The 26,445-nt window shown below is 66.2% G+C and carries 21 protein-coding genes and 3 pseudogenes; 7 read left to right on the top strand and 17 right to left on the bottom strand.

What is annotated here, in order from left to right:
- Positions 1–15: 15 nt before the first annotated feature.
- The 8 genes from K940_RS27355 to K940_RS27365 all read right to left on the bottom strand — a co-directional run bounded on the left by K940_RS27355 (position 16) and on the right by K940_RS27365 (position 10,137).
- Positions 16–978 carry a ParB N-terminal domain-containing protein gene (locus tag K940_RS27355; RefSeq protein WP_051406969.1) on the bottom strand — a complete coding sequence of 321 codons (963 nt, stop codon included), beginning with the start codon at positions 976–978 and terminating at the stop codon, positions 16–18.
- A gap of 512 nt (positions 979–1,490) precedes the next feature.
- The gene (locus K940_RS27360; RefSeq protein ID WP_051406970.1) at positions 1,491–2,678 is read right to left on the bottom strand and encodes an MFS transporter; all 1,188 of its coding nucleotides are present in this window, start codon (positions 2,676–2,678) and stop codon (positions 1,491–1,493) included.
- Positions 2,675–4,399, bottom strand: coding sequence for an ABC transporter ATP-binding protein (locus K940_RS0107515; protein ID WP_028477022.1), 1,725 nt, complete (start codon positions 4,397–4,399; stop codon positions 2,675–2,677). Before K940_RS0107515 ends, K940_RS27360 begins: the two co-directional genes overlap by 4 nt.
- On the bottom strand, positions 4,396–6,168 hold the full coding sequence (locus tag K940_RS0107520; protein ID WP_028477023.1) for an ABC transporter ATP-binding protein: 1,773 nt from the start codon (positions 6,166–6,168) through the stop codon (positions 4,396–4,398). Before K940_RS0107520 ends, K940_RS0107515 begins: the two co-directional genes overlap by 4 nt.
- Before the next feature lie 82 nt (positions 6,169–6,250).
- The gene (locus tag K940_RS0107525) at positions 6,251–7,852 is read right to left on the bottom strand and encodes a (2,3-dihydroxybenzoyl)adenylate synthase (RefSeq protein ID WP_028477024.1); all 1,602 of its coding nucleotides are present in this window, start codon (positions 7,850–7,852) and stop codon (positions 6,251–6,253) included.
- Positions 7,853–7,874: 22 nt separating this feature from the next.
- The gene (locus tag K940_RS0107530) at positions 7,875–8,645 is read right to left on the bottom strand and encodes a 2,3-dihydro-2,3-dihydroxybenzoate dehydrogenase (protein ID WP_028477025.1); all 771 of its coding nucleotides are present in this window, start codon (positions 8,643–8,645) and stop codon (positions 7,875–7,877) included.
- Complete coding sequence (locus K940_RS0107535; RefSeq protein ID WP_028477026.1) at positions 8,642–9,265, bottom strand: isochorismatase family protein; 624 nt, start codon at positions 9,263–9,265, stop codon at positions 8,642–8,644. Before K940_RS0107535 ends, K940_RS0107530 begins: the two co-directional genes overlap by 4 nt.
- 173 nt (positions 9,266–9,438) lie before the next feature.
- Complete coding sequence (locus K940_RS27365) at positions 9,439–10,137, bottom strand: TetR/AcrR family transcriptional regulator (protein ID WP_081706215.1); 699 nt, start codon at positions 10,135–10,137, stop codon at positions 9,439–9,441.
- Positions 10,138–10,312: 175 nt separating this feature from the next.
- Here K940_RS27365 and K940_RS0107545 point away from each other — a divergent pair, with 175 nt between their 5' ends.
- Positions 10,313–11,602, top strand: coding sequence for a glycosyltransferase (locus tag K940_RS0107545; RefSeq protein WP_028477027.1), 1,290 nt, complete (start codon positions 10,313–10,315; stop codon positions 11,600–11,602).
- Positions 11,603–11,675: 73 nt separating this feature from the next.
- On the opposite strand, the gene K940_RS0107550 is transcribed toward K940_RS0107545, so the two are convergent.
- The 5 genes and pseudogenes from K940_RS0107550 to K940_RS0107570 form a co-directional block, all read right to left on the bottom strand.
- Entirely contained in the window at positions 11,676–13,466 is a 1,791-nt protein-coding gene (locus K940_RS0107550) for a carbamoyltransferase C-terminal domain-containing protein (RefSeq protein WP_028477028.1), read from the bottom strand.
- Positions 13,467–13,553: 87 nt separating this feature from the next.
- Positions 13,554–13,997 (bottom strand): annotated as a pseudogene (locus K940_RS27370) (flavin reductase family protein); the annotation flags it as partial.
- A gap of 187 nt (positions 13,998–14,184) precedes the next feature.
- Positions 14,185–14,814, bottom strand: coding sequence for a response regulator transcription factor (locus K940_RS0107560; protein ID WP_196812132.1), 630 nt, complete (start codon positions 14,812–14,814; stop codon positions 14,185–14,187).
- A 44-nt stretch (positions 14,815–14,858) separates the two neighbouring features.
- Positions 14,859–15,833, bottom strand: coding sequence for a sensor histidine kinase (locus tag K940_RS27375; protein ID WP_196812133.1), 975 nt, complete (start codon positions 15,831–15,833; stop codon positions 14,859–14,861).
- A 153-nt stretch (positions 15,834–15,986) separates the two neighbouring features.
- Positions 15,987–16,934 carry a UbiA family prenyltransferase gene (locus K940_RS0107570; RefSeq protein ID WP_081706216.1) on the bottom strand — a complete coding sequence of 316 codons (948 nt, stop codon included), beginning with the start codon at positions 16,932–16,934 and terminating at the stop codon, positions 15,987–15,989.
- A 210-nt stretch (positions 16,935–17,144) separates the two neighbouring features.
- On the opposite strand from K940_RS0107570, the gene K940_RS0107575 reads away from it, so the two are divergent.
- Complete coding sequence (locus tag K940_RS0107575) at positions 17,145–18,515, top strand: salicylate synthase (RefSeq protein ID WP_028477031.1); 1,371 nt, start codon at positions 17,145–17,147, stop codon at positions 18,513–18,515.
- Positions 18,509–18,733 (top strand): annotated as a pseudogene (locus K940_RS34100) (Mov34/MPN/PAD-1 family protein); the annotation flags it as partial. The gene K940_RS0107575 and the pseudogene K940_RS34100, both read left to right, overlap by 7 nt.
- Before the next feature lie 11 nt (positions 18,734–18,744).
- Here K940_RS34100 and K940_RS27380 read toward each other — a convergent pair.
- The 3 genes and pseudogenes from K940_RS27380 to K940_RS32250 all read right to left on the bottom strand — a co-directional run.
- Positions 18,745–19,660, bottom strand: a pseudogene (locus tag K940_RS27380) (IS256 family transposase); the annotation flags it as partial.
- 865 nt (positions 19,661–20,525) lie between these two features.
- Positions 20,526–21,017 carry a hypothetical protein gene (locus K940_RS0107585; RefSeq protein WP_028477032.1) on the bottom strand — a complete coding sequence of 164 codons (492 nt, stop codon included), beginning with the start codon at positions 21,015–21,017 and terminating at the stop codon, positions 20,526–20,528.
- A gap of 166 nt (positions 21,018–21,183) precedes the next feature.
- Positions 21,184–21,804 (bottom strand): hypothetical protein, encoded by a 621-nt coding sequence (locus tag K940_RS32250; protein ID WP_028477033.1) that lies wholly within the window; start codon positions 21,802–21,804, stop codon positions 21,184–21,186.
- Positions 21,805–21,867: 63 nt separating this feature from the next.
- Between K940_RS32250 and K940_RS0107595 the strand changes: the two genes are divergently transcribed.
- The 4 genes from K940_RS0107595 to K940_RS0107610 all read left to right on the top strand — a co-directional run bounded on the left by K940_RS0107595 (position 21,868) and on the right by K940_RS0107610 (position 25,062).
- Complete coding sequence (locus K940_RS0107595; RefSeq protein WP_028477034.1) at positions 21,868–22,308, top strand: hypothetical protein; 441 nt, start codon at positions 21,868–21,870, stop codon at positions 22,306–22,308.
- A 62-nt stretch (positions 22,309–22,370) separates the two neighbouring features.
- Positions 22,371–22,880 carry a hypothetical protein gene (locus K940_RS0107600; RefSeq protein WP_028477035.1) on the top strand — a complete coding sequence of 170 codons (510 nt, stop codon included), beginning with the start codon at positions 22,371–22,373 and terminating at the stop codon, positions 22,878–22,880.
- A 13-nt stretch (positions 22,881–22,893) separates the two neighbouring features.
- Positions 22,894–23,457: a flavoprotein gene (locus tag K940_RS0107605; RefSeq protein ID WP_028477036.1), complete on the top strand. Its 564-nt coding sequence runs from the start codon at positions 22,894–22,896 to the stop codon at positions 23,455–23,457.
- A gap of 543 nt (positions 23,458–24,000) precedes the next feature.
- Positions 24,001–25,062: an acyl-CoA desaturase gene (locus tag K940_RS0107610; protein ID WP_028477037.1), complete on the top strand. Its 1,062-nt coding sequence runs from the start codon at positions 24,001–24,003 to the stop codon at positions 25,060–25,062.
- 968 nt (positions 25,063–26,030) lie between these two features.
- Here the strand turns inward: K940_RS0107610 and K940_RS0107630 are convergent.
- Complete coding sequence (locus K940_RS0107630) at positions 26,031–26,330, bottom strand: transposase (protein WP_028477040.1); 300 nt, start codon at positions 26,328–26,330, stop codon at positions 26,031–26,033.
- Between the last annotated feature and the right edge of the window lie 115 nt (positions 26,331–26,445).

Here is a 26,445-nt window from a genome sequence, read left to right on the forward strand (position 1 = left end):
GATCGTTGTCGAGCATCAACTGGCTTGTTCGCCGCTACGGCTGGCCAGCGTGTCGGCGAACCGCTGCCAGTCCGCGGCGCACAGCCGCGCGAGGTCGGCGATGACGGGGGTGCAGTGCCGTGGCACGTTGTCGGCCAGCGCTTCCCATTCGGCACCGTCGGCACCGACCGCCTCTAGCCAGCGCAACAGCATGCGGCCGGACTCGGAGAAGCGCATCGACGGATCCGAGCGCAGCCTGCGCACGACCGCACGCCGGTCGAGGGTCGGCAGCACCGGAATCGGCGTGAGGACGGTGTCGGCCGAGGTCCGCGACCGCTGCTGCACCGGCACAGGATTCTCGCCGCGGCGGATCCTGGCCCGCACGTCCTTGGCGGTAGTGGCCGAAATGCCTGCCTCTCTCGCCACTTCGCGGGCGGAGGCCTGCGGGTTCTCGGCGAAGATCTCGCTCGCGCGGATGCGGCCGGCGACCCGGTCGCGGGTGTGATAGCGGCCGTCGCGGCCCAGCCGCTCCGACGGTGCGACCCCGCCGGACTCCTCGCGCAGCGAGCCGACCGTCTTGTCGGAAATCCCCGCGATGCTCGCGATCGCGCGGTCGGACCACTCCGGCCGGTAACCGATGATCCGGGCGGCGGCGGCCTTGCGGTCGGCCAGGGTGAGCGGCAGTCCGTGCGCGCTGTTCAGGCGGACGGCGAGGACGAAGGCATCGCGCTCGTCGCCGTCGAAATAGAGCACACCGATGGTCTCGTCGCCACGTAGCTGCGCCGCCCGTAGCCGATGCCCACCGTCGATGACCCGCATCGACGGGCGGTGGACGACGATCGGCGGCAGCTCGGTCTTCACCGCGGCCAGCGACTGGATATGCGCGGTGTCCTCTGCCTTGCGCGGTGAATCACCCAGCACCAACTCCGAAAGAGAGACTTCGGCCCGTTCACTTTTCCCCGGGACGTGGGACGAATCAAGGTGCGCTATGGAATACATCACACTCCCCCCTTCTTGCCGCACTCAATTGAAATGATTTAGCGACAAGCATGCCCAAAATACCGATCTCGGAGCAATAAGAGATGCGCCGAATAGGCCCATCGAACACGCAAACAACCCCTTATGGGACACGGAATTACTACCTTTGGCTCATTAACCAAGAAGAGCTTTCCCTGCAACCTCGGAACTTTCCCCAGAGGAACGCGACGGCCAAATTCCGGCGGCGCCGAAGCGTCTCGGAGGTGAACTATCGATGCGTTGAAGCCCCGTTCAGATGAACAGTTACAGGTTCGAGACGGGACGCCTTCCGCAAGCCCCTAATTTTCCAGGCCACCGTAACTATGAAAATTTCAAACTAATTAGTTCAAATTTTTCGCGAGTTCACTATTCCCGATTCCGACTTGTCGAATACCGCGACTTGCAAGAGCCGCACAGGGCGGACACGACAAAATCGCGATTGCGGGATCATCCGAAGCGGCGGATTCGCAATCGCGATTTCGCTGTGGAACAGGCTACCGCAACACTGCGGACTCGGATGCCCTGGCGGCGCCGATATCCTGATATCCGCGTGCGGCGACCCCGACACCCAGCAGCGCGATTAGGGCGCCGCCACTCAGCGCGGTCGCGTATCCCAGGGGTTCGGCGGCCGCGGTCGCGACAATGCCTCCGACGATCCCGATCAGCAGGACGAAGCTGGTGACGACCGTGAAGTCGGTGCCAGCGCTGTCGGTTTCACACAGATCCATGGTGATCGTGAAGACAATCGTCATGGTGCCGGCCATCGCCATCTGCACCGCTATCGCGGCCACCAGCACCACCGGGGTGGACGAGGTCAGCCAGGCGATCGTGAGCAAGGCGAGGGCAGGCACCTGCAGACACTGCGTCCACACCAGCATCGAACGGCGAGAGGTGCGCGAGATCAGCGCACCCGCCGCGAGGCCGGCGGCGATACCGGCCGCCCCCCCGAGCGCGTTGGTAGTGACCCCCACTGAGGTCAACGACCAGTCCATGTCCACGAGAATCGGCGAGATCAGCGCGTAGCCACCGTTGAGCCCGACGATCAACGGCGGCAACACGAGCAGCATCCAGCGCAGCATCCCCGGCCGCCGGAACACCGCCCGCAACGTCGCCCGGTGTACCGCGGGGCCTGCCGGCGGCTCGGGGAATCGCAGGATCTGGATCATCGGCAGGACTGTCGCCACGGCGAGAGTCACCACCGCCGCCACCCAGCCGAACCGGTCGTAGACCACCAAGGTCAGGCCGCCGCCGAGCACGCCGCCGAGGTAGCCGCCCGCGGTCTGCACGCCGTTTCCGAAGCCGCGCTGGTCGGTGGCCAGGATCCGGACCGCGAGCGCGTCGGTCGCTATGTCCTGGGTTGCCGACAACAGCGCGACCACGCCAACGATCACCATAAGCAACCCGAGATCATCGATCGGATCCAGCGGCGTCGCCAGCAGCAAGACGGCGGCCAAGGCGGGTTGCAGGACGAGCAGCCACTTGCGGTACGAGCCGACCCGATCGATGAGCGGCGCCCACAGCGGTTTGAAGACCCAGATCAGCGCCACCGACTCGACCAGCGCGATCTCGTCCAGCGACGCGCCGCGTTCGCGCAGGATCGCGATCAGCGCGATGCCGAAGAAGGAGAATCCGAGGTACTGACTGACATACAGGGCCGCGAGCAGACCGTACTTGTGCCTCATACCGTCAACCGCCAGCCCTTCGATCGTTCGCGCTCGCGCCAGAAGTCCTGGTAGCGACCGTCTGTGGCAATGAGTTCGTCGTGGGTGCCGACCTGCACGATCCGGCCCTCGTCCAGGACGAGGATCTGATCGGCCGAGGCGACCGTGTGTAGCCGGTGTGCGACCACGAGCAACGTCCGCTGGTCGGCGAGCACGCGCATCGCGGCCGCGACCGCCGCTTCGTTGTCCGGATCGAGGGCGGCCGTCGCCTCGTCGAGCAGCACGATCGGCGCCTGCTTTATCAGTGCCCTGGCGATCGACACCCGCTGCCGCTCACCGCCGGACAGGCTGGTGCCGCCCTCGCCGACGCGCGTCTGCCATCCGTCCGGCAGCCGGTCCACGATCTCGTCCACCCAGGCCAGCCTGGCCGCCTCGCGTACCTCGGCGTCGGTGGCATCGGGACGCCCGAGCCGGATATTGGCCTCGATCGTGTCGTCGAACAGGTACACGTCCTGGAACACCATCGCCAGCTGGCCGGTCAGCGCCTCGGTGCTCAGTTCGCGGACGTCGACACCGCCGACCCGCACCGCGCCCGCGTCGGCATCCCAGAACCGCGCGGCCAGCCGCAGCAGCGTCGACTTGCCGGACCCGGAGCGGCCGACGATGGCGGTCAAGGTACCGGGGCGAGCCTGGAAGCTGACCTCGCGCAGCACCGGGCGGTCGTCGTAGCCGAAGGCCACCTTGTCGAAGCTGATCGCGCCGGGCTCGGTGACGCGCTGCACGGAGCCCTCCGGCAGCGGCTCGACGGCCAGCACGTCATCGATCCGATCGATGTCCTCGGCAGCCATCCGCAGGGCCGCCGCGTGATCGATGACCTCGATCAGCGGCCCGACGAACCGGGCGACCAGCACCAACAGCGCGACCAACTCCGGCGCATCGAGCGTCCCGCCCAGCGCGAGAGCGACCCCGACCGCGATCAATGCGACGAAGGCCGCCTGCACGACTACCGAGAACGCCAGCAGCGCCGAGACCGCGTTGCGGTTCATCTCGTCGTAAGCGCGGCGCTGCCCGAGCAACGCGTTGTCGAGCAGCGGGTTGTCGGCACAGTGCCTGCCGAACGCCCGCAGCACCGGCTGGGTCTGGGCGAACTCGACGACGCGGCCCGCGGATTCGACCGCGGCCAGGTCGATCGCCCCGAAACTGCGGGCGATGGCCGACTGTGCCCAGTTGTGGGTGGCGAGCAGTACCAGCCCGGCGACGATCAGTGCCGCGCCGAGCCGCCAGTCGAACAGGAAGGTGCCGACGGTCACCACCGCCGGGGTCACCACCGCGCTGACGACAGGTTGCATCAGGTGCGCGGGCACGCCGATGATGTTCGCCGTCCCCTGCGACATCGACTGCGTAAGACGACCGGTCCGGTCGGTGCCGAACCAGCTCAGCGGCAGTCGGGCCAGGTGGTCTCCGACCCGGTGATGCATGCCGAGCAACAGATCGTCGGCGATCTGCTGGCCGTACATCGCCTGGCCGTAGAACAGCGCGCAGGCGGCCGCCGTGGCCGCCGCGAGCGCCGCCAGCCACGGCATCGCCGCGTCGCGGTCACCGTCGAACAGCGCGCGCAGCACCGGAACGACCAGCAGCACGCAGATGCCCTGCAGCACCGAGAACGCGACGATCAGCGCCATCCACCGGATGAACCGCGGCTGATCCTGCGGATCGACGATGCGGAAAAGCTTGCGGATCATGCCGATTCCCCAGTGACCACTGATTGTGATTGCCACAACCGCTGGTACCGGCCGCCCTGGGCCAGCAGTTCTTCGTGCTGGCCCGCTTCGGCGATCCGGCCCTCGGACAGCAGCACGATGCGGTCGGCGCCGCGGATGGTGTGCAAGCGGTGCGCGATCACCAGCAGAGTGCGCCCCGCGGTCAGCCGTGAGAGCGCATCCTGCACGGCCGCTTCGGATTCCGGGTCGGCGAAGGCCGTGGCCTCGTCGAGGACGAGCACCGGGGTGTTAGCCAGGATCGCTCGTGCGATCGAGATGCGCTGTGCCTCACCGCCGGACAGGTGCGCATCGGCACCGATCTCGCTGTCGTAACCGCGGGGCAGGGCGAGTATCCGATCGTGGATCTGCGCGGCTCTGGCCGCCGACTCGATCTCGGCGATGTCGGCCTCCGGCCTGCCGAGTGCGATGTTGTCGCGGATGCTGGTCCGAAGTAGCAAGGTCTCCTGGAAGACGAAACCCACGTGCCGGTACAGGTCCCGCTCGGCGATGTTGCGAACGTCGACCCCGCCGATCAGCACCGCGCCCTCCTCGACGTCCCAGAAGCGCGGAAGCATCCGCGCCAGTGTCGATTTGCCCGACCCGGACGGTCCGACCAGTGCCGTCACCGTTCCCGGCTCCAGCACCAGGTCGATGCCGTCGAGCACCGTCGTGCTGCCGTCGTAGGAGAAGCGCACTGAGTCGAACACGACCCGCGCACCCCGCGGCGTCGACGGCTCGGCGGGCCTAGGTAATTCAGCCGTCGCGAGCAGTTCGGCGACCCGACCCGCGGCGTCGGTGGCGACCTGCATCGCCGCCGCGCCGAATCCCAGGGCGAGCACGGGGGCACCGAGCCCCACCGCGAGCATCACGAACGCGATGATCTCGGCGGGGTCGGCGTCGAGCAGCACGCCACCGCCGAGCGCGACGAGCAGCATCACCGGCGCCGAGATGAGCAGGGAGGCGATCGCGTCGAGCCGCCGCATCGGACCGGCCCATTCGGCGAGGAACCGGGCCAGGTCGTCGCCTGCCTTGCGGTAGCGATCCTGAGCGCGGCCGGTCTGGCCGAACGCTTTGACCACCGCGATGCCGTCGATGAATTCGACGACCGCGGAGTTGACCTTGTCGAGTTCGGCACTCCAGCGGGCGGTACGCGCACCCTCGTCGCGCATCATGTAGGCGACCAGGCCGAACCACAGGACCAGCGGCACCAGGCAGAACAGCGCCAGCCGCCAGTCCAGCCAGAAGAGATAGCCCAGTGCGACGGTCGGCGTCACAACCGCGGCGACCAGATCGTTGACCACGTGCGCGACCGCGTGATGCACCGAGGCGACGTCGTCGGAGAGTACCCGCTTCACCCGGCCTGAGCTGCGGTCGGTGAACCAGCCGAGCGGAACCCGGCCGAGACGTTCGACCATCTGCCTGCGGATCTGCAAACCGACGTCGGCGTCGGCGACGTGACTGATGGTGTAGGCCACGGCCGCGAGTGCCGTGTGCACGAGGAAACCTGCCGCCGCGACCGCGACCCAGATCCAGACCGTGGCGCGGTCGCCTTGTTCGGCGGCCAGGAATTCGCGGGCGATCTCGACCATGGCGACATAAGGTGCTAGCCCGGCCAGCGCGCCGACCAGCTGCAACGCCGCCGCGACCGACAGCTGGACGCGGACGGGACGCAGGAGTACACCGAGTCCGCCCGGCTTCTCCGCCTCGTCATCCTCCGCCGGTACCGAATCCAGAACCGCTGTAGTACTCATGGTCCCCCTACGGACAGGTTGGATCGCTGTTCTAATTTCGACTCTACTCGATCATCAGGCGACCGCAACGGCAGGCGCATCGTCAGCCCGGGACCAGGCGCTGCCGCAGCTGCTTCTTACTCACCTTGCCGACGGCGGTGAGCGGCAAGGAGTCGACGAACTCGTAGCGCTCCGGGATCTTGTACCCGGCCAGACCACGATTCCGCAGAAACGACTTGAGCGCCTTGGGTTTCGGCGGATCCGCCGTCGGCACGACGAAGGCGCACACCCGCTCTCCGAGATCATCGTCGGCCGCGCCGACGATGGCGACCTCGCGGACGGCGGGATGCGCGGCCAGCTGTTCCTCCACCTCTTCGCTCGCTACCTTCTCGCCGCCACGATTCACGACGTCCTTGGCGCGATCCACCACCACCAGATGCCCGGTCGGCGTAACGCGGACGATGTCACCGGTGCGATAGAAGCCGTCGGTGGTGAAGGCTCGGGCATTGTGTTCCGGCGCGAGGTAGTAGCCGCGAATCGTGTACGGTCCCCGAGTCAGCAGGTGCCCCGGTGTGCCCTCGGGGACGTCGTCGTCGTTGTCGTCGACGATGCGGATCTCGTCCAGTGGCGACATCGGCAGCCCCTGAGTGGTGCCGACGAGTTCGGCGGGATCGTCGAGCCGAGTGTAGTTGACCAGCCCTTCGGCCATCCCGAACACCTGCTGCAGCGTGCAGCCGAGCGCGCCGGGCAGCGCCGCGGCGATGGCAGGCTTGAGCCGCGCCCCACCGACCTGCAGCACGCGCAGGCTGGACAGGTCGTGCTCGGTGTTCGCTGCGGCGGCCAGCCACAGGCTCGCGATCGGCGGCACCACCGCGGTGACAGTAACCCGGTGCCGTTCGATCAGCGCGAAGGCGTCGTCCACGCTGGGGCTCGGCGAAAGCACCACGGTCGCACCGGCATACAGTGCGCCGAGGATGCCCGGCGAACTCAGCGGAAAGTTGTGCGCCACCGGCAGCACGGCCAGGTAGACATCGTCGGCGCTCAGCGGGCACGCAGACAGGCTCGCCCGGACGCTGTAGGCGTAGTCGTCGTGGGTGCGCGGGATGAGTTTCGGCATCGATGTCGTGCCGCCGGACAGCTGCAGGAGCGCGACGTCGGCGGGGTCGGCGTCCGGGCGTGCCACCGGCTCGGCGTAGAGATCGGCCAGCGCCACGTGCTCACCCGCCGCACCGAGCACGATGAGGTGACGCAGACTCGGGCACCGTGCCCGGACATGTTCAGCCATACCGACGAAGTCGAAGCCGAAATGGCGGTGCGCCACGATGTGCGCGACGGCTTCGCTGTGCGCACACAGGTGCGTGAGCTCGAGCTCGCGATGCATGGGTTGCGCCAGCACCGGTAGCGCGCCGAGCCGGAACAGCGCGAAGCACACGACGACGAATTCACCCACATTCGGCAGTTGCACCACCACCCGGTCGCCGCGCCCGATACCGAGAGCGGCCAGCCCGGCGGCCAGCCGATGCGCGTCGACGTCGAGGCGGCGGTAGGTCCATGCGCCTGTCACGTCGAGCACGGCGAGGCGATCACTGTGCACCGCAGCGCATTCGGTGAGCATTCGCCCGAAGGTGGTGCCTGCCCACACGCCGGATTCGCGGTAGCGGGTGGCCAGATCGGCGGGCCAGGCGGTATAGGGAATGTTCGTCATTACCGACTCGAATTCGATCGCGTCAACGCAGCGAAGCGCCACCGTCGACGTAGATGTTCTGCATGGTGAGGTGCCTGGCGTCTTCGGAGACGAGGAAGGCGACCAGGCGCGCGACGTCGTCCGGCTCGGCGAGCCGGCCCAACGGAATCCCGACCCGGAACACCGACAGGTCGCCCGCGATCGCCGCCGTCGATCCGTCGGTGTCGCGCCACAGCGCCCGCTGCATGTCGGTGTCCGTCGAACCGGGTGACACCACATTGCACCGGATGTTGTAAGGGGCCAGTTCGAGCCCGAGACACTTGGTGAGCTGGGTGGCCGCCGCCTTCGACGCGGCGTAGGCGGCCATCCCCACGCGCGGGGTCTGCGCGGCGTTGGACCCGACGGTGACGATTGCGCCTGCCCGGCGCAGGCGCATGCTCCTGGCCGCGAACCGGCACATGTGAAACACGCCCGCCGCGTTGGCAGCGAACGTCGCGGCCCAGTCCGCCGTGGTCAGGTCGGCGACCTCGCCCGGGTAGAGCACTCCGGCCACATTGACCAGCGCGTCCACCGGTCCCAGCTCGGCTTCGACGGTCCCCCCGACCTGCTCCACGGCATGCTCGTCGGCGACATCGAGCCCATAGCCGACGACGCAGCAGCCCGAGTCGCGCAGCCGCGCCGCGGTCGCGGCGACGGCCTCGGCGTCGCGGTCCACCGCGGCCACGGTCGCCCCGGCCCTGCTCAGCGTCTCGGTGACCGCAGCGCCGATGCCGCGCGCCGCGCCCGTCACGACGGCGATCTGGCCCGGCCTCATCGGGTACCGGCCAGGACGTCGCGCACGGCGGCCGCACTCACCACCGAACCGCAACGGGTGGCGATGTGTTCGAGCGCGCCCATGTGGTGGCGCAGCGAGAAGTCCCCCATCGCGTCGGCAACCGCGAACGGCTCGATGTCGTTCATGAACGCGTCGACAATCGTAGCCAGGCAACCGATATGCGCATAGACACCGCAGACCAGCAGTTGATCGCGTCCCCGTTCTGCCAGGACACCGAGCAGATCGGTCCGGTGGAACGCGCTGTAGCGGCGCTTGGTCAGCACGACCGCGTCCTCGGTCGGCAACTCCGCCGGGATTTCGACGCGGGTGTCCGGCCCGGTACCCCAGAAGTCCAGCAGCAGGCCGCGTTCGGCGCGCTCCTGGTGCCCGGGCTGCACCGTGAAGATCACCGGTACACCGGCCTCGATACAGAAATTCCGCAGCATCGCAATGCGCTCGATGAGGATCGATTTCGAATCCGCGAACGGATCTAGAAAGTACTGCTGCATGTCGTGGATCAATAAGGCGCATCGAGCCGGATCGAGACGCCAGGAAACGGTATTTGCCGGGAGTTGCTGTTCGCCGGGGATCGCATAGGGAGCAATTGCGCGAATCGCCATGGTTCAGGCGTTCCTATTCCTCGATATTCACAATGAAGACGCACGTGACTCTCGGTGTTCGGCCACGCGAGAAGCGATATTCGGATCGTACGATGCGCGCATTGGCTGCCCAAGCGGTCGCCGACCCGTCCGCCGCCGACCGCGGAAAATCCGCACGCGGCCCCCGCGATTCGCTATCGCGGAGCGACCGGACCGCTCGTCAGCTGATCGAGGCGCACCTGCAGCCCGTCGAGGACACGCTCGAGCGCGTACCGGCAGTACTCGCGCCGGGTGGCTTCGCGTTCGGCGTCGGTGGTGAACCGCTCGACCATCTGTTGCATCTGCTTGGCGCCCGGCCCGGCCGAGGAGTCCGCATCGAGCATGTCCAGCAGCCCGGACAGGCCCGGATCAGCGGCGCCGATCTGCTGGTCGCCGAGCGCGATGAGGCCGAGGCAGGTGTTGAACGCCACCGAGTAGGCCGCCGCGGATTCCTCGCCCCAGCCGGCTTCGAGCATCAGGGTCACCCCGGCGTCGAGCACCGGCAACAGCGCCTCGGTCTGCGGACCGTTACGCAGCAACCAGGTGGCGACGCCCGGGTACCCGGAGAGATGGTCGATCATCGACGTCAGCACGCCGTGCAGCAACTCCCGCCAGTTCGTGGTGTCCAGCTGTAGATCCATCTCGGCGTAGACCCGGTCGACGACCGCCGCGCACACCGCGTCCCGGTCGCCGACGTGGTGATATATCACCGACAAGGAAGTGTCAAGGCGTGCGGCGACGTCGCGCATACCCCACCCCGCTAGACCGCGCTCGACCGTGAGCGCCTGCGCCGCATCGACGATCAGTGCACGCGACAACCCGGTTCGGTACGCCCGTCTGGAACGAGTGGACATCGATGACCCTCAACTACCCGGCAACGATTGGAACACTGACCCAATCATAGGTCGCACCGGTAGCGGGCTCGTCGCGCCGCCGACAGGACGCGACGCGGCGTGACCGCTGTCGGCAGGGTCGCACAGGGAGCTTCGCCCGCTGCCGTCGCTCGAATTACTTTCGTATTCTTCGGCAATGGGACATTTTATTCTCGGCTGCTCACCGATTGTCGGACATCTGGCCCCGCTTGTGCCCATCGGAACCGAACTCGTGCGCCGTGGTCATCGCGTACGAGTTCTCACCGGAAGCAGGTTTTCGGAGCAAGTCACCAGTGCCGGACTGGAGCATGTGGCATTGCCGTCCGAATGCGACTTCGACGCGAGTGATCTCGATACCGCATTTCCGGATCGAACAACCAAAAAGGGCATCGCGCAGCTGCGCTACGACATCAACGCGCTTTTCGCGGACCCGATGCCGCACCAGTACCGGGCGATCCGCGCACTGCTGGCCGAAGACACTGTCGACGCCGTACTGGTCGACTCCGCCTTCTGCGGTGTGCTCCCGCTGGCCCTGCAACCGAGGGACCGGCGACCGGCGGTCTACACCGCCGGTGTGGTGCCGGTCTACGTCTCCAGCAGACATACGCCACCGATCGGGCTCGGCTTGCAGCCGGGCGGTACCCCGCTCAGCCGATTCCGGGACGCCCTGCTCAACACCCTGGTCCGCCGGGTGGTATTCGCACCCTGCCATCAGGTCTTCGCCGAGCGGCTGCGCGAGGCCGGCGGCGCCGAGCTGCCGGTGTACTTCATGGACGGGTCGACCCGCACCGACGGCATACTGCAGCTGACCTGCCCGTCGTTCGAGTTTCCCCGCCCCGACCTGCGCGACGGGCTGATCAGCTTCGTCGGACCCGTACTCCCACCGCCCCCACCGGTATTCGAGCCGCCAGCCTGGTGGCCGGAACTGGATTCCGGGAAGCCGGTGGTACTGGTGACCCAGGGCACCGTCGACAACAACGACTCCTCGCGGCTGCTGCTGCCGACTCTGCGCGCGCTCGCCGAAGCCGATGTCCTCACCGTCGCGACCACCGGCGGCAAGCCACTGACCGGCGAGGTCCCCGCCAATGCCCGTGTCGCGGAGTTCATTCCGTACGCTCATCTGCTGCCGAAGGTCGACGTGATGGTCTCCAACGGCGGCTACGGCGGAATCCACTTCGCGCTGTCCAACGGGGTCCCGCTGGTCGTCGGCGGGGACAGCGAAGGCAAGCAGGATGCCGCCGCGCTCGTGGCCTGGTCGGGAACCGGGATCAATCTGCGCACCGGATCGCCGAAAGAGCGGGCAATCCGCAAGGCCGTCGATCAGGTGCTCGGCACTCCGTCCTATCGGGCCAGGGCCCGTGCGCTCCAGCACGAACTCGAAGGCCTTTCCGCCGTAGCCACCGTCGCCGACCGCATGGAAGCGTCGATGCGCGAAGCGAGGTCGTGAGCACGCTGTCCGGGACAGACGACAGGCCGGGTGTGATCCGCGAACGCGGTCACACCCGGCCTGTCGTCCGGTGCTAGTTCGCGGTCTTGCGCAGCAGCAGCCGACCCAGCACGAGGTAGTCGATCTCGGTGCCGAGGAAGCAACTGATGGCATCGGTCGGCGAGCACACAATCGGCTCACCGGCGACGTTGAACGATGTGTTGATCAGGCACGCGATCCCGGTGGCCTGCTCGACCTCCCGCAGCAACTCGGCGACGAGCGGGTTCTGCTCGTCGTTGACCGTCTGCACCCGCGAGGTGCCGTCGACGTGACAGGCGCCGGGGATCTTGTCCACGAATTCCTGGCGAAGCGGGACAACGAAGGTCATGTACGGCGAGGTCGGCAACTTGCCCATCTCGAACAGCTTGTCCGCCGACGATTCCAGCACCATCGGGGCGAAGGGCCGGAAGGGTTCCCGGTGCTTGACCCGCAGGTTGATGATGTCCTTGATGTCGTCGAACATCGGGTTGGCCAGGATGCTGCGCGCACCGAGCGCCCTTGGGCCGTACTCGGCGGCACCCTGGAACCAGCCGATGACGACTTTTTCCGACAGCAGCGTCGCTGTGGTCGACGCGACGGCACCCGGCTCGATCTCGGTCACGCTGATCCGGTCCGTGAAGGGCTTGGTCGCCTCGATCATCTCCTCGTGGGTATACTCCGGCCCGAGGTAGGTCCCGGTGGCCTGGGGCGTGACCTTTCCATACCGCTGGCCGACGAAGGCCGCCGCGCCGATGGCCAGGCCGCTGTCGCTGGCGCCGTAGCTGACATCCACGCGGTCGAATCCGTTGTTCTCCAGCAGCTTCGTATTGTTGACGCAGTTCAGCGCGACGCCGCCCTCGACGATCAGGTTCGGCAACTGGGCGGCCGCGGCCAAGGTGGCGACCTGGTGCCGGGTCGCGATCTCGGTCAGGTCCTGCGCCGCCCGGGCCACCCTGGCACGGTACTCGAAGGTCTCCCGAATGCTGTCGTCGCCACCGAAGACGCCGTCGAAGTAGTCGCGGTACGGGTGCTCACCGCGGGCGTTGTCGGTAGTGACGGCGAACTCGATCTTCCCGTCATCGTGCAGGGTGACCAGGCGGTCGATGAGGGCGCGGTCGGTGGGCTCCGGGCAGTACGCCGACAACCCCATGACCTTGTACTCGTCGTTGTTCGGCAGGAAGCCGAGGTAGCGGGTGATGTTGTTGTAGAACAGGCCGACGGAGTTCGAGCTGTCCATCGTCATCTGGTCGAAGAGCGTGATCTCACCGCCGACGATCTGGCCCGCGATCGCCGATTCGCGCTCGCCACGCCCGTCGCTGACGAAGAACGCCGCGTCGCCTCCGCCGCGTATCTGGTACCCGCACATCAGATGTGCCAGGTGGTGCGGCACCAGGATCAGCTTCTCGGCGGGCACGTCGAAGCCCGTCCGCGCGCGGAAGTCCTCGGCGATCGACTCCGGCGCGAGCAGCTTCGAGTAGAGCTCGCCGATCTCCGCGGTCAGCGCGAAGCCGATTGTCGGGTTCGGCGACATGGTGAAGATGTCGAGTACCAGCGACCTGATCACCTCGTCGGTGACCGCCCACGGGAACGCAAAGTAATCCACGTCGGCCAGCCCGATGCCTGCCTTCGCCAGGCACCACTCGATGGCGCCGACCGGGAATTGCGAGGTCTTCTTCTCGCGGTTGAGCCGCTCTTCCTCGACTGCCGCGACGACCTTTCCGTCGAAGATGACGGCCGCCGCGGCGTCATGGCCGAGCACATTATAGCGGTCGATATCCTGCGTGCCGTGGTCAGAAATTCTGATATCCCGACTGTGGGTGAATCCATTGTAACCCAGGACGATCATCGAAAACTCTCCTACATACTCTGCTGCTGATGCTGAAACTGATTACGGCGCAATCACATACGGATGACGCTTTTCTGAACTACCCGATCACCGCTCGGCGGGCAATGCGTGCGGCCGCCCGAACCGACCGTCGTGATAAATCAGCGGGTCGAATTCCCCGTCGCCGCCGGCGATGACGCTACGCACCATTCCCACGACGATGAAGTGGTCGCCGACCGGAAGGAGGCGCGCGACATCGGCATGGAGGACCAGTGGCGTACCCGCCAGGATAGGTGATCCGGTTTCACCTGTGCGCCAACAGAAGCAGTCGGCGTAGCGGTCGGCGGCCGCACCCGAGAACTGCCGAGCCAGCGCCTCCTGATGGGCACCGAGAACGTGCGCGGCGATGGGGCCGGCTGCCCGGATCGCCGCGATACTTGATGAATAGTTAGAGATATTGAAAGAAACCCGCGGCGGCCGTATCGATACCGCGGTAAATGAACCCGCGGTGAATCCCACCGGACCGTCGCCGGACATCGTGGTGATAATGGTGACGCCCGCGGAGTGTCAGCGCATAGCCCGCCGGAAGCTATCGGCCAGCGGCTCAGCATGATCGATCCTGAAAACCGTACTCAATTTCAATGACCCTCCCTCACGCGCAGCCCGTTTCACCGAGCCAGATCAAGCATGCACAACCGTTTCCGGCTGGACAAGGGAGGGTCAGGCGAATTGCGGCGCGCTAATGCGAGGTTGCGCCGGGTGCGGCGATGAGCCCGACGGCGACAGCCCGATGCACCGCATCGATCCGGGAGCGGGCTTTCAGTTTCTTGTATATCCTGGTCAGATGCCGTTTGACGGTGGACTCGCTGATATACAGCTGCGCCGCAATCTCGGAGTTCCCGAGCGCGTGGGACACCAGCTTGAGTATCTCCAGTTCGCGCATCGACAGAGTCGGGCCCTCGGTCGCGCGCGAGCTCGGCACAGCCGACCTCGGCACGTAGCACATCACCATGTGATCGTCGCCGACGACGGAGCGGATGCCGACGCACAGCTCTTCACGGCCGGAGGTTTTTGCGACGTAGGCCGAGGCGCCCGCCGAGGTCAGCTCCCGCACCAGATCGCTGCTGGCGTGCATCGACAGAACGACGATGCGGGTGCACGGCGAGACACTCTGCACCCGTCGGATCGTCGGCACGGGGCCCTCACCGGGCATTTCCACATCGAGAAGCAGGACCTCGGGCTGGTGCTCGGCGGCCAGTTCCACCGCCTCGCTACCGCTTGCGCAGTCTCCCACCATGACGAAATCGTCCTCCGCCGCCAAGATCTGGCAGACGCCGTGCCGAAACAGCGTGTGGTCGTCTGCGATCACGATCCGATGCTGCCCAGGCTTGGCCATAATTCCCCCCACGTAGACTACAACCGGACCTGTGCGGTGATCCTGGTCCCCAAGCCAGGCGAGCTGACGATCTTCAACGTGCCGCCGAGGATCTCCATCCGTTCCCGCATGGAGGTCAGTCCGCTGCGAGTGCCGCGCTCGTCGTTCGCTTCCTTCTCTGGGTCAAATCCTTCACCGAAGTCCTCGACCACGGCTTCGAAAACGCTGTCCGACATGACCACGTGGGCCAGGATCTCGCCGGACCGCGAATGTATCACCGCGTTGCGGATCGCCTCGCGGACAACGAAATACAATTCGTCGCGCACCTCGAGCGCGATCGATTCCAGATCGCCGTCGATTCCCACCCGGATGTCGGTGCCCTTGACTGCCACGGTGTCGGCGTACCGGTGCAGGGCGACGCCGAAACCGTCCCTCGTCGGTGTCCGGCGCAGATCGCCCGCCAGTTCCCTGACGATGACCAGCGCCTCGACCAGGGATTCGCGCAGGGTTTCCAGCCGATCGTCGGCGCGGTCACCGTCACGCCGCGACAGGTCGATCGACCGCAGATCCAGCTGCTGCATGCCCACCGCGATCGTATGGGCGACCTGATCGTGGAGTTCGCGCGCGATCCGTCGACGCTCCATGAAGTGTGACTCATAGATTTGAGTGAGCAGCAGATTCACGTAGGACACCGCCGCGGCGAGGACGCGGCCGTAGATGGCATCGTGCAGAACCGAGACGACACCGACGAATTCGTCGAGCGCGTCGTGTTCGATCAGGACATCACGAACAACCGGCAGCGTGGTATCGAACAGCAGGGCCGCCGCCCGAAGCGAATCCGCAGGCCGAACGCCCCCCACCGCCCTGGCATGACCGATGCGCCGGCTCAGCTCGGCGGCTTCGGCCGATCGGTTCTCCGCCAGGCTCTGCAGAATGGAATGCGCCTGACGCACCACACTGTCGACCACCTCCGGCTGGACCAGCGGACTGTCTATCTCTTTCAGCCGTGCCACGTAGTCGGCGACGATCGAGTCGGCACGTCGCGCGATTTCCGTACAGAGAGTCGTGTTACGACAATCTTCCACATCCGCCCGTTTCTACCCCAGGTGCACTCGCTTCATCGTACACCCAGCCGAAGACGTTGCCGGACAATAACAGTGCGATCGTCATGCAGCTAGCCCGAGCTCTACGAGACAACCCAGATGAGCAGCATACTGAGTGTGCATGAACGCGCGGTACGGCCGCCGCCTGCCCGCCGGTGTATTCGCGGTGAATCCGCGCCACGGACACACCCACAGCGCGAGAGAACCGACGATCGAACCGACGGCCGCCGCCTTCAGCGGCACCCCGCTCACCAACGCGACATAGGCAATGCCCGCCGACGGAACCACAGCGCCGCATGCCACGCCTACGCTGCCGCGCGGATACCCGACCCTAGCGAAGAAGGGACGCCTGCCTGCCGCGATATCGCCCGGCAAATGGTCGAGATCCTTGACCGCACCGCCAATGACCAGCCACAACGTCAACCCGGCGGTGAAGGTGACGAACTCGGCGGTGATCGTTCCGCCGAACGCCACCCGCCCGGCGTCGAAACTCAGCACACCAATTGCGACTGCCGTGAAGGTCACGCCGACCGCGCCACGTTTGAGCGCATGCCTGCCGAACGAGTACGCGTAGCCGAGCAGCAGGGCGCCGATCGTATGCAGCAGCAGACCGACCGACACCAGCGCGCTCAGGACCAGGCTCGCGGCCGCCGTGGCCGCGGCGACCCGGAACGCGACCGCGCGCTCCAGCATGCCCGTCGCCAGCGGCCTGCCCGACCCGTTGATCCGATCCGAGACCAGGTCGGAGCACCCGTTCCAGATGTAGGAGCTCGCGATGGCCAGCAGCCATGCGATACCACAGCGCACGATATCGGCGGTGAACCGCACTGTGTCGCAGAGCATTCCGCCGACGACCAACCGCAGGACGAACATCGATTGCACCGTGGGGCGGGCTTCGACGAAACAGAGCCACAGGGCTTGGCCCGCACCGGCCACTCGTACCGCCAGGGGCGTCGACGTGGGGCGCGTGCGGAAAGTCCGCAGGCGTCCGGGCCGTATCCCCTGTGTCATTCCGCACACGCCAAGGGTTTCCTGATAAATCGAAATACTTTGCGAAAAAAAGTATTTCACAGAAATGACCGCGTCACACGGGTGCGCGGAATAGGCCAGCGAATCCGCCGCCGCCGCGGCGTGGGGCAGTCGTCACCCCCTTGGAGCACCGTGTCAACCACCTTAAGATTTCGTCCGGCGTACCGTTTTGTCGCCGACTCGAGGGGAGTCATGGTGAACCCAACATTCGAAACGAGCTCTCAGGAGCTCTCCGTTCCGTTACCCGACGAACCGCTCGCCGCGATCGCGCGGCTGGCCGCGGCCGCAGCGCAAGACGAGTTCGTCGCTTACGAGTCCGGTCAGGAATGGACGTTCGCCCGCGGGTGCCGCGCCGAGGTCATCGGTGATCGGCACGGCCTGCGGCTGCGCGGTCCGGTGCGGGCCGAACGCTCCTGGGGTGATTCGCCGCTGGCCGCGGTCCAGGAGCTGCTCGACAGCGTCGGGGTGCCGGGGTGGCGGGCCTACGGCTGGGCCGCCTTCGAGCTCGCCGATGCCATCGCCGGGATCACCACCGACGACGACCGACCCCTGCTCCACCTGTCGATTCCGCATGTGTTGGTGCACCTGACCCAGGGTTCGGCGCACATCCGATCGACGGATACGGCCGCGGCCGCGGCGGCCGCCGCGGCTGTACTCGACGCCACCCCGACCACTGCTGCCCAGTGGACGCCGATCCGGGTGCCCGAACATGGCGCGCAGGCCTACCGGCGGCAGGTCGAGCGCGCGATCGCGGCAATCGGCGAACACGACCTCGAGAAAGTCGTGCTGTCGCGGCGGATCACAGTCGACGACGAGATCGACCTGATAGATACCTGCCTCGCCGGCCGTCGTGGCAACACCCCGGCCAGGTCGTTCCTGCTGCGGCTCGGTGGGGTCGAGGCGACTGGATTCAGCCCAGAGATCGTCCTGACGGTCGCCGCCGACGGACGCGTGGTCACCCGAACCCTGGCCGGCACCCGCGCGCTGACCGCGGGCAACGACGCGCACAACGAACGGCTGCGACTGAATCTGCTCCGCGATCCCAAGGAGATCTACGAGCACGCGATCTCGGTGAAGATCGCGGTCGAGGACCTCACCCGGGTCTGCCGGCCGGACACCGTCGCCGTGGAGGACTTCATGACAGTGCGCGAGCGAGGCTCGGTCCAGCACCTGTGCTCCAGGGTCTCGGGAAAGCTCGCCCCGAACCGCAACGCGTGGGACGCATTCGAGGCGACCTTTCCCGCCGTCACCGCGACCGGCGCGCCCAAGCTGGCCGCCCGCAGGCATATTCGCGCCGCCGAGGACGGGCCGCGCCGGCTCTACGGCGGGTCCGTGCTCACGGTCGGCCACGACGGCACGATGGACGCGGCCCTAGTCCTGCGCGGGGTCTACCGCGAGGCCGGCGCCACCTGGTTGCAGGCGGGGGCGGGCATTGTGGCGCAGTCGACGCCCGATCGCGAATTCGAGGAGACCTGCGAGAAACTCGGCAGCGTCGCCCGCTTCCTTATTCCCGTCGCGCGGTCCACCGCCGTGGTCGACACGTCGAGTCGATCAAGCTGGTGATCCAGGCGAACCTGGTGCGGGCCATGATCGAGCACGCACGGCAGGACCATCCCGACGAGGCGTGTGGTGTGATCGCGGGTCCTGCCGGATCGGATCGGCCGCATCGGTTCGTGCCGATGCTCAATGAGGAACCGGTGGTCATCTACCACTCCCACACCGCCACGTACGTGCACTCAGAAATCGGTCGATCAAACACCGCGGTTGGGAGGGCGCACTACTGTTCGGCCACTTCTTGGGGGTTGTTGGACCAGATCTGGCGCCAGATCTGTTTCGGGAACGCGGTGAAGGCCAGCAGGTCCACGCGGGCGGTGTCGAGGTGCTCGACGACCTTCGGGAGTTTCTCGGCCAAGGCATCGAGCATCCGATCGTATTGTGCGTGAACGGATTCGGAGTCTGCCTGATCGAACACCGAGTGCACGAAGTCCGCACCCACGGCCACGAGGTTTTCGGGCAGATGCTTATGAGGTTGACGGTGCAGTGGGTGCGGCAGCGTTGCCACGCCGCGCCGGGCAGGGTGGCCCCGATCGCGGCGACCAGACCGCGGTGAGCATCGGAGGTGACCAGGTGAACACCGTCAGGCCGCGGGCGACCAGATCGCGGAAGAACGCCAGCCAGCCGGCGCCGTCCTCGCTCGAGGTGACCTGCACTCCGAGGATCTCGCGGTAGCCATCGGCGTTGACGCCGGTCGCGACCAGGCAGTGGACGTTGACCACGCGCCCGTTCTCCCCGACTTTCAGCACCAGGGCATCAGCGGCAACGAACGTGTACGGCCCTTGATCGAGGGCGCGGGTACGGAACGCTTCGACCTGGGCATCCAGGTCGGCGGCCATCACCGATACCTGAGACTTCGACAGCGAGGTGATACCGAGGGATTCGACGAGTTTCTCCATCCGTCGCGTCGAGACCCCGAGCAGACAACAGGTCGCCACCACCGAGGTCAGTGCCCGTTCCGCGCGTTTGCGGCGCTCCAGCAGCCAGTCGGGAAAGCAGCTGCCATGGCGGAGTTTCGGGATCGCGACATCGATCGTGCCCACCCGGGTGTCGAAGTCGCGGTGCCGGTATCCGTTGCGGGAGTTGACGCGTTCGGTGCTGCGTTCGCGATAGTCCGCGCCGCATATCGCGTCGGCTTCGGCGTTCATCACGCTCAGACTCGGCCCAGCGTCGGTCGTACACCACTCTGCCGGACGCAGCCCTCGATCACCCGCCGATATCCACTGGATCGAGTGCACTGGGCGATACTCGCTACAGCCGGGGCCGTGGAACCGCTTACGCCGCTGCGAATCTCCTGGGAAGAAGTCGCCGGACTCGATGATCACGGCCTTGCGCAGTTGCTGGGGCGCACGCACCGATGGGAAGCCGACACCGATCCCGACGGCGTTCGGCTGCCGCGATCGAAGCGCCACGACGACAAGACCATAGCCATCGTCCGGCCGCACCAGGCGAAGTAAGCACGGCGCGGTTCGTATCGACAGCCGGGAGTTTCAGCCGTTCTATTCAGCCTCCCCGGTTCCCAACGCGGTCGGCTGCCGAATTTAGCGATATAGGATCAAGGGCGGCGCGTGCGCGCCGCCGCCGGGAATCCTATTGAGGCACTTCAAGCAACGGACAGGATCGGAAGAGCGAGGACAGCTCGGGCACCGCGCTTGGTCGGCCGTCCTGACCTCCGATGAGAATCGGCCGGCGCATCCAGCCGCGGAGTCCGAAGGCAGCCGACTCGATCACCGGTGTCACCGTCTCGGAGGCCGGAACTCCTCACGATGGCAACTCCCCGCCTCCTCATCGGCCCAATTGCCTCGCTCCAGGAAGCCGCATCAAGGGCGCTCCTTCGTCGCGTTGGCACGCCGATGGGCATCCGCCCACCCTTGACCCGACTCCCTTCCACAGAGGGCGGCCAGTATGAGGAAGCAGGGAGAAGAACAGTCCCCGGGCGGGTGGGATGCGCGCGGTATGCGGCAATGTAGTGCGTTCGGTTGAGCCCAAGTCGGCGGGGGCAGTAGGTGCGGACATACCTCATCCGTTCGAGCGAATCCGCTCCAGCGAGGCATCCAGCACGTGTCGATCGGGGCTCCACAGGATGGCCGTCTCGGCGCGGTGCGGGAGGTCGATGAGCAACGTGACACCGATACCCTCCATGGCGGCCCTTCGCGATCGGCCTTCCTTGTGGCTCAGCACCAAGTCCCGAGGAGGCTCGGTGGGTACCTGCCACGCGTAGAGCCAGCCCTGGTCGCTGTCGTCCAGCTCCGGTCCGGCTTGGATGACTTCCTGGGGACTCATGCATATGTCGAAGCGGATTCGCCGAACCGTTCGTGTTCGAATCGATTCGTTCTTATCGGTCAAGGCCATTGGAAGACGGTGCCATCCGGGGGTGACCGGGGAATGACCTTCGATCACCACATACCGCAGCTCCGGATCGAAGGCTCGCACCAACTCGGTCGGTCGCGCACCGTGGACGGCGACCGACCAGCCCCCGTCCGGCCGTTCGGCGGGCGAATCAATATGCACGTGCGCAATCTACCGAGCGCGTTCGGCACAGCCAAAGCACGCGGGTCGCGGCATTACAGGACATCAGGGCGCAGTGACCGCTTCAGCCTGCTGTTTGAGCGGTTACTCAGTGACAAGATCCAGTGAGCCCAGATCTGCCGCTTTGCTGGACCAGTCGATCCACGCCTCAACCTGTAGTTCCAGCGGCTCCGCGACATGGAGATTCCAATCGCGACTCGTCATCGGCAGTCATCCTGAACCGGTCGTCGATCTCGACGTTCGGAGCTACGTTGCACCGCAACTCGACACCACGCTTGGCCGACTGGACATACTCGAATCGAACGAACCTTCCTCCCGAGGCCTTGAACGTAACCACTTGGTGGATGGGCATTCCGGACAGAGTGGCGGCCAGCCCCGCCGACAGGTGTCCCCACGATGCGGAGGCCAGTCGTGCTCTCCTGACGCGTGGAGTGTCTTCCTCGCCCTGCTGCTCATCGTCGTCATACTCGTCGTCTTCGTCGTCTTCGTCGTCTTCGTCGTCCGCGTCGGCTTCGGCTTCGGCTTCCTCTGCATCGTCCAACCACTCCTGGTAGACCGGGTTCCGGAACCACAGCACAATCTCCTCGCCATCGACCTCCAGGCTCACCACGAGATTCCGGAGACCGAGCCACGTCAGCGCTGGAACCGAGCCAACCGTATGGCGATCCGGGTTACCGAGTAGACGCACCAGTTGCTTAGCAATGGCAGCGAAAGCGTCACCGGAGAACTCGAACCACCCCGCCCCGGAACCTGTCGGGAGACCTGCCACCGGGACCGAAATCAGAAGCAGCCCAGACTTGGAGATGCTCGAGCGCGCGCGTTGTCGGTGAGCGTGACGGACCTGACCGAGCAGCCCTATGGCGTCCGCAATGCCTCGCCAGCGTCCGAGCAGGCCGGGGTTCCGGCGCTGCGGCAAGCACTGGTCGAGGGCGATGACCCGGAGCTGGACACCGACCCGCTCAGCCTGTCCGACCTCCGCCACGCCGTTGCCGAGGTCAAGGAATATGACCGCCGAACCAAACACGCCGAAGCGGTGCGCACCCTGCCCGATGTGTTGAGGCACCTGCACCGCGCGGTGTCCGATCTTCCGACCGCCGACCGGCCCGCCGCGCACGAACTCCTTTCGGCCGCGTATTCCTTCGCCGTTGTGTCGCTGTATGGGTTGGGGCATTTGGACCTGGCGCACCTGGCCGACGAACGGGCGCGCGCGCTTGGGCAGCCCGTGGTGATGACCCCCTGCGCGCCGCTGTCGCGGAATGGAACCACTCGCTGATCCTGCTGTTCGACGGCTCCTATCAGGTTGGGCTGCGATCCATCGACCGAGCAACAACTTTCGTGGATCTCGCACCGACAGCTGCGGCGGGCGCGGCTGTACAGGGCGCGCTGCATCTCCGCGCTGCCATCCTGGCTGCCCGCACATGCGATGCCGACCTGGCCGACGCGCACCTGGCCGAGGCAGCGGCCTCGACCGCGCCGGGACAGGAACGCGCCAACTGCTACGGAACCAAGTTCAGCTCAGCCAACGTCGATATTCACCGAGTTGCCGTGCCGGTCGAACTGGCGGATGGCACAACAGCAGTCACCCGGGCCGCCGAGATCCGGTTACCGAACGGCACCGCACCCAGCCGCGCCGGTCACTACTGGATCGACCTGTCTCGAGCGTGGTTGCTACACGGCGACCGTCGTCACGCGCTCGACGCGCTCCACACCGCGCGACGGATCGCGCCACAGCTGACGCGCTACCACCCGCAGGTGCACGAAACCGTGCGCGCACTCGCGGCCAACGATGCCCGGTCCGCGCACAGCCTGGCGAACTTCGCCGCGTGGTGCGGAGTCCGCAGCTGACACCATGGGAGCCATGAACGACAACGGCGCGCCTGTGCTGTACGCGATCGTCACCGGATCTCCGGCAGCACGGGATATCGGCAAACTGGTGGATCTGGCCCAGACCGACGGGTGGGACGTGTGCGTGATCGCGTCCCCCGACGGCCAACGCTTCATCGACACCGAAGCACTGACGGCCAAGACCGGGCATGTGGTGCGCAGCCGGTACAAGGAACCAGACGCACCCGATGTGCTACCACCAGCGGACGCGATGATCGTTGCGCCGATAACCTGCAACTCCCTGGCCAAATGGGCAGCCGGCATCTCCGACACCCTTCCGCTCGGGCTGCTGGTCGAAGCGGTCGGCAAGGGCCTGCCCGTGGTGGCTATGCCGTTCTCCAACCGGGGGCAGATCCGCTTTCCCGCCATCCAGGACGCGATGCGCAACCTCTCGGAATGGGGCGTCACCGTGCTCGTCGGAGACGACGTTTACGAGCAGCACGAACCGGGAACCGGTGCGGACCACATCCATCGGTTCCCCTGGGCGCTGGCCTGGCGCTCCCTGCTCGATCACCCACGATTGGTGCTACCGAAGTAGGCGAGAGACCCTTCGTATATGCCACCGACCGGTGTGCACAGGCCAACGAGCGCGGTTGCTCAGAAATGGACGTTCCTCGCCCGCACCACGATCCAGGAGTTCCGGATTGGGGCGTGTGTCGAGGTTGGTCATCGAATGATCTTCCCTTCGAATCGCGGGAACAACTGTGTGCCGCCCGAGGATCGAGAGCATTCGAACGCGAGTAGCGTGACCGCCACCCACTCGGCGGAGCTGGGCGCACGCTGGCGAAGGGAGATCCTGCAACACGCGCCCGTCACCATGAAGCTGGTCGGCGGCGAGCACATCCTGCATCCGGGTCGCAACCGTCGCGGTGAGGTTTGTTTTCGCCCGCTCCACGTTCGTTCGATCAGCGGTCTGATATCACCCCAGGGTCCGACTTCATTTCATACCAGAGGGTTACGGGCAACGAGAATCCAGCCGATAGCTTCGGGGTATCGAAATCGGCGCCCCGATCCGGCATCGACCGGCCGACACAGCCGGCGAACGGAGGTGGCGTCTCCGACTCAGCTCTCGGGAAGGTCTATGACGACACCTGCCTTGGTCCCCCAGCCACCCGCCCGGCCACCACGGCGCGGCGCCCACGGCGACTACGCCCGTCTGTTGCGCCGGATCTCCGACGCGGGGCTGATGAACCGGCGTCCGTTCTACTACGCTGTCCGGCTCGGCCTCGCCGGAGTCGCGTTCGCAGCCGGCTGGGCGGCATTCGTGCTCATCGGCGATTCGTGGTGGACGCTGCTGGTCGCGGGGTTCATGGCCGTGGTGTTCGCTCAAATCGCGCTTTTGATGCACGATGTCGCACACCGCCAAGTCTTTCGGCAACGGCGCGCGGCGGAGCTCGTGGGACGGCTCGTCGGCAACGCCGGGATCGGACTGGGCTACGGCTGGTGGCAGGACAAGCACACCCGGCATCACGCCAACCCGAACCACGAAGCGCTCGACCCCGATGTCGCGCCCGAGATTCTGGTCTGGTCACAACAGCAGGCACGGGCCAGCCGCGGTCTGCCTCGTCTCATCGGGAGGGCACAAGCATTCCTGTTCTTCCCCCTCTTGCTGCTGGAGGGCCTGAATCTCCATGTCGCCGGGGTACGTGCGCTCAGAAATCGGTCGATCAAACACCGCGGTTGGGAGGGCGCACTACTGTTCGGCCACTTCGCCACCTACCTGGCCGCACTGTTCGCGGTTCTGCCCGCCGACAAGGCCTTCGCGTTCCTTGCGGTCCACCAGGGCCTCTTCGGCCTGTACATGGGATGCATCTTCGCCCCGAACCACAAGGGCATGCCGACCTTGACCGGCCATGAACGGCCCGACTACCTCCGTCGCCAGGTGATGACCTCCCGCAACGTGCGGGGTGGTGTGTTGACCGACCTCGCCCTGGGCGGGCTCAACTATCAGATCGAGCATCATTTGTTCCCCAGCATGCCGACGCCTCACCTGCGTCACGCCCAGGTGATCGTCCGCGAATACTGCACCGAAATCGGTGTGCCTTACCACGAAACCGGGCTGATCGCCTCCTACCGCGAAGCGCTGAGACACTTGCATCGTGTCGGTGCTCCTCTGCGCACCTCCGACAGCCGACGTCGATAATCACCGAGTTGCCGTGCCGGTCGAACTGGCTGATGGCACAACAGCAGTCACCCAGGCCGCCGAGATCCGCTGACCGAACGGCACCGCACCGAGCCGCGACGGTCACTACTGGATCGACGCGTCTCGAACGTGGTCGCTACACGGCGACCGTCGTCACGCGCTCGCACCTCGACGTCCGGGCACTGCTCGAACGCCGAAGTCCGATCGGTCGATACCGGCAGGAACTGACGGCGGAACCCGGAGCGGAATCCGCGTGGTTCTAGTGATCTCGGGCGTACTGTCCTCAGGTTGCGAGGGGACCACCACCGCACCCGCTGGTGATTACCCCTCGCGGTGGCGAGCACGAAATTGCGCAGCCCGGGGATCGCCCTTATCGCGACACCTCGAGTCCCGGATTCAGGGCTATCTCCTCCAGCATCGCACACGGCAGAGGCTCATCGGAGGCACCGGTGGAACTGACCTCGATCTGCACTCCCGACCGGCGAGTGACAGTGACGTTGCGGTACAACGAGCTTCGCTGTTCCTTGGACTCGACTACCGCCCCGTCCGGCAACCGCCGCGTAGCGCCGTCGTACGAGGAAGTATCGGGCTGCTGCGGCAGGGGTTGCCCGGTGCTGATCTCGGCGAAACGCGGCTTCCATCCCCGATGTCTACGATCTCGCCGACCAGCTCAATGCGACCGGGCTTCCGACACGGTCTGGGACTGGCGCGCCGTGTCCGAGGGCATCGGGCTGCTATGACCGCGGGAGCGCTACAGCGCGTGGCAACGCGAAGAACTGGGCCAGTATCCGGGCTATCTGGGTGGGCAATGCCCGGATTGCCTGCTGGGGGTACCGGCACTCGTGACACCGAGCACAGCATCATCGACTTGCATTGAATACTGGCCCGTTAGGTCGAGGACGAGATGCCCAAGACCCGCAACAGGAGTTCGACCGGGTGCTGGCTGTTCTGTTCGACGAACCGCATGATCACCGCCGGGTCTGGCCGAGCTCCGAGGCGAAATACGCACTCGCAGAGCGCAATATGTCGTTGACACGCTCCAACTGCGCGACCTTCTTCTTCAGGGCACGGTTCTCGGCCAGCATATCGGTCGTCGGCCGATCGTCGCGTTCGCCGGCCTCGGCCTGACGGATCCACAGCCGCAACGCCTCGTGATGCACCCCGAGCCGAGAGGCCAGCTTCCGGATCGTCGGCTTCGGGTCGGACTCCCGATACAGCCGCACTGCCCGCGCCTTCAACTCGTCCGGGTACTTCTTCGGTGCTGCCACGAATGACTCTTTCCGATCCTATCGGACTACAATCAGAGCCCTCCGAGAAAGCGGGGGAACCTCACCCTGACTCCTCGGCGGCAAGTCGGGAATTCCTCTCCCCCAGTGTCCGCGC

The sequence above is a fragment of the Nocardia sp. CNY236 genome, assembly GCF_000482385.1.
Classification (GTDB): domain Bacteria; phylum Actinomycetota; class Actinomycetes; order Mycobacteriales; family Mycobacteriaceae; genus Nocardia.

Coding starts and splice junctions, on each gene's coding strand:
- K940_RS0107535 (WP_028477026.1), bottom strand. CDS start 9,265: ATGGCGATTCGCGCAATTGCTCCCTATGCGATCCCCGGCGAACAGCAA.
- K940_RS0107515 (WP_028477022.1), bottom strand. CDS start 4,399: ATGATCCGCAAGCTTTTCCGCATCGTCGATCCGCAGGATCAGCCGCGG.
- K940_RS0107520 (WP_028477023.1), bottom strand. CDS start 6,168: ATGAGTACTACAGCGGTTCTGGATTCGGTACCGGCGGAGGATGACGAG.
- K940_RS27365 (WP_081706215.1), bottom strand. CDS start 10,137: ATGTCCACTCGTTCCAGACGGGCGTACCGAACCGGGTTGTCGCGTGCA.
- K940_RS0107545 (WP_028477027.1), top strand. CDS start 10,313: ATGGGACATTTTATTCTCGGCTGCTCACCGATTGTCGGACATCTGGCC.
- K940_RS27355 (WP_051406969.1), bottom strand. CDS start 978: ATGTATTCCATAGCGCACCTTGATTCGTCCCACGTCCCGGGGAAAAGT.
- K940_RS0107550 (WP_028477028.1), bottom strand. CDS start 13,466: ATGATCGTCCTGGGTTACAATGGATTCACCCACAGTCGGGATATCAGA.
- K940_RS0107525 (WP_028477024.1), bottom strand. CDS start 7,852: ATGACGAACATTCCCTATACCGCCTGGCCCGCCGATCTGGCCACCCGC.
- K940_RS0107530 (WP_028477025.1), bottom strand. CDS start 8,645: ATGAGGCCGGGCCAGATCGCCGTCGTGACGGGCGCGGCGCGCGGCATC.
- K940_RS0107610 (WP_028477037.1), top strand. CDS start 24,001: ATGACGACACCTGCCTTGGTCCCCCAGCCACCCGCCCGGCCACCACGG.
- K940_RS0107605 (WP_028477036.1), top strand. CDS start 22,894: ATGAACGACAACGGCGCGCCTGTGCTGTACGCGATCGTCACCGGATCT.
- K940_RS0107570 (WP_081706216.1), bottom strand. CDS start 16,934: ATGACACAGGGGATACGGCCCGGACGCCTGCGGACTTTCCGCACGCGC.
- K940_RS27360 (WP_051406970.1), bottom strand. CDS start 2,678: ATGAGGCACAAGTACGGTCTGCTCGCGGCCCTGTATGTCAGTCAGTAC.
- K940_RS0107575 (WP_028477031.1), top strand. CDS start 17,145: ATGGTGAACCCAACATTCGAAACGAGCTCTCAGGAGCTCTCCGTTCCG.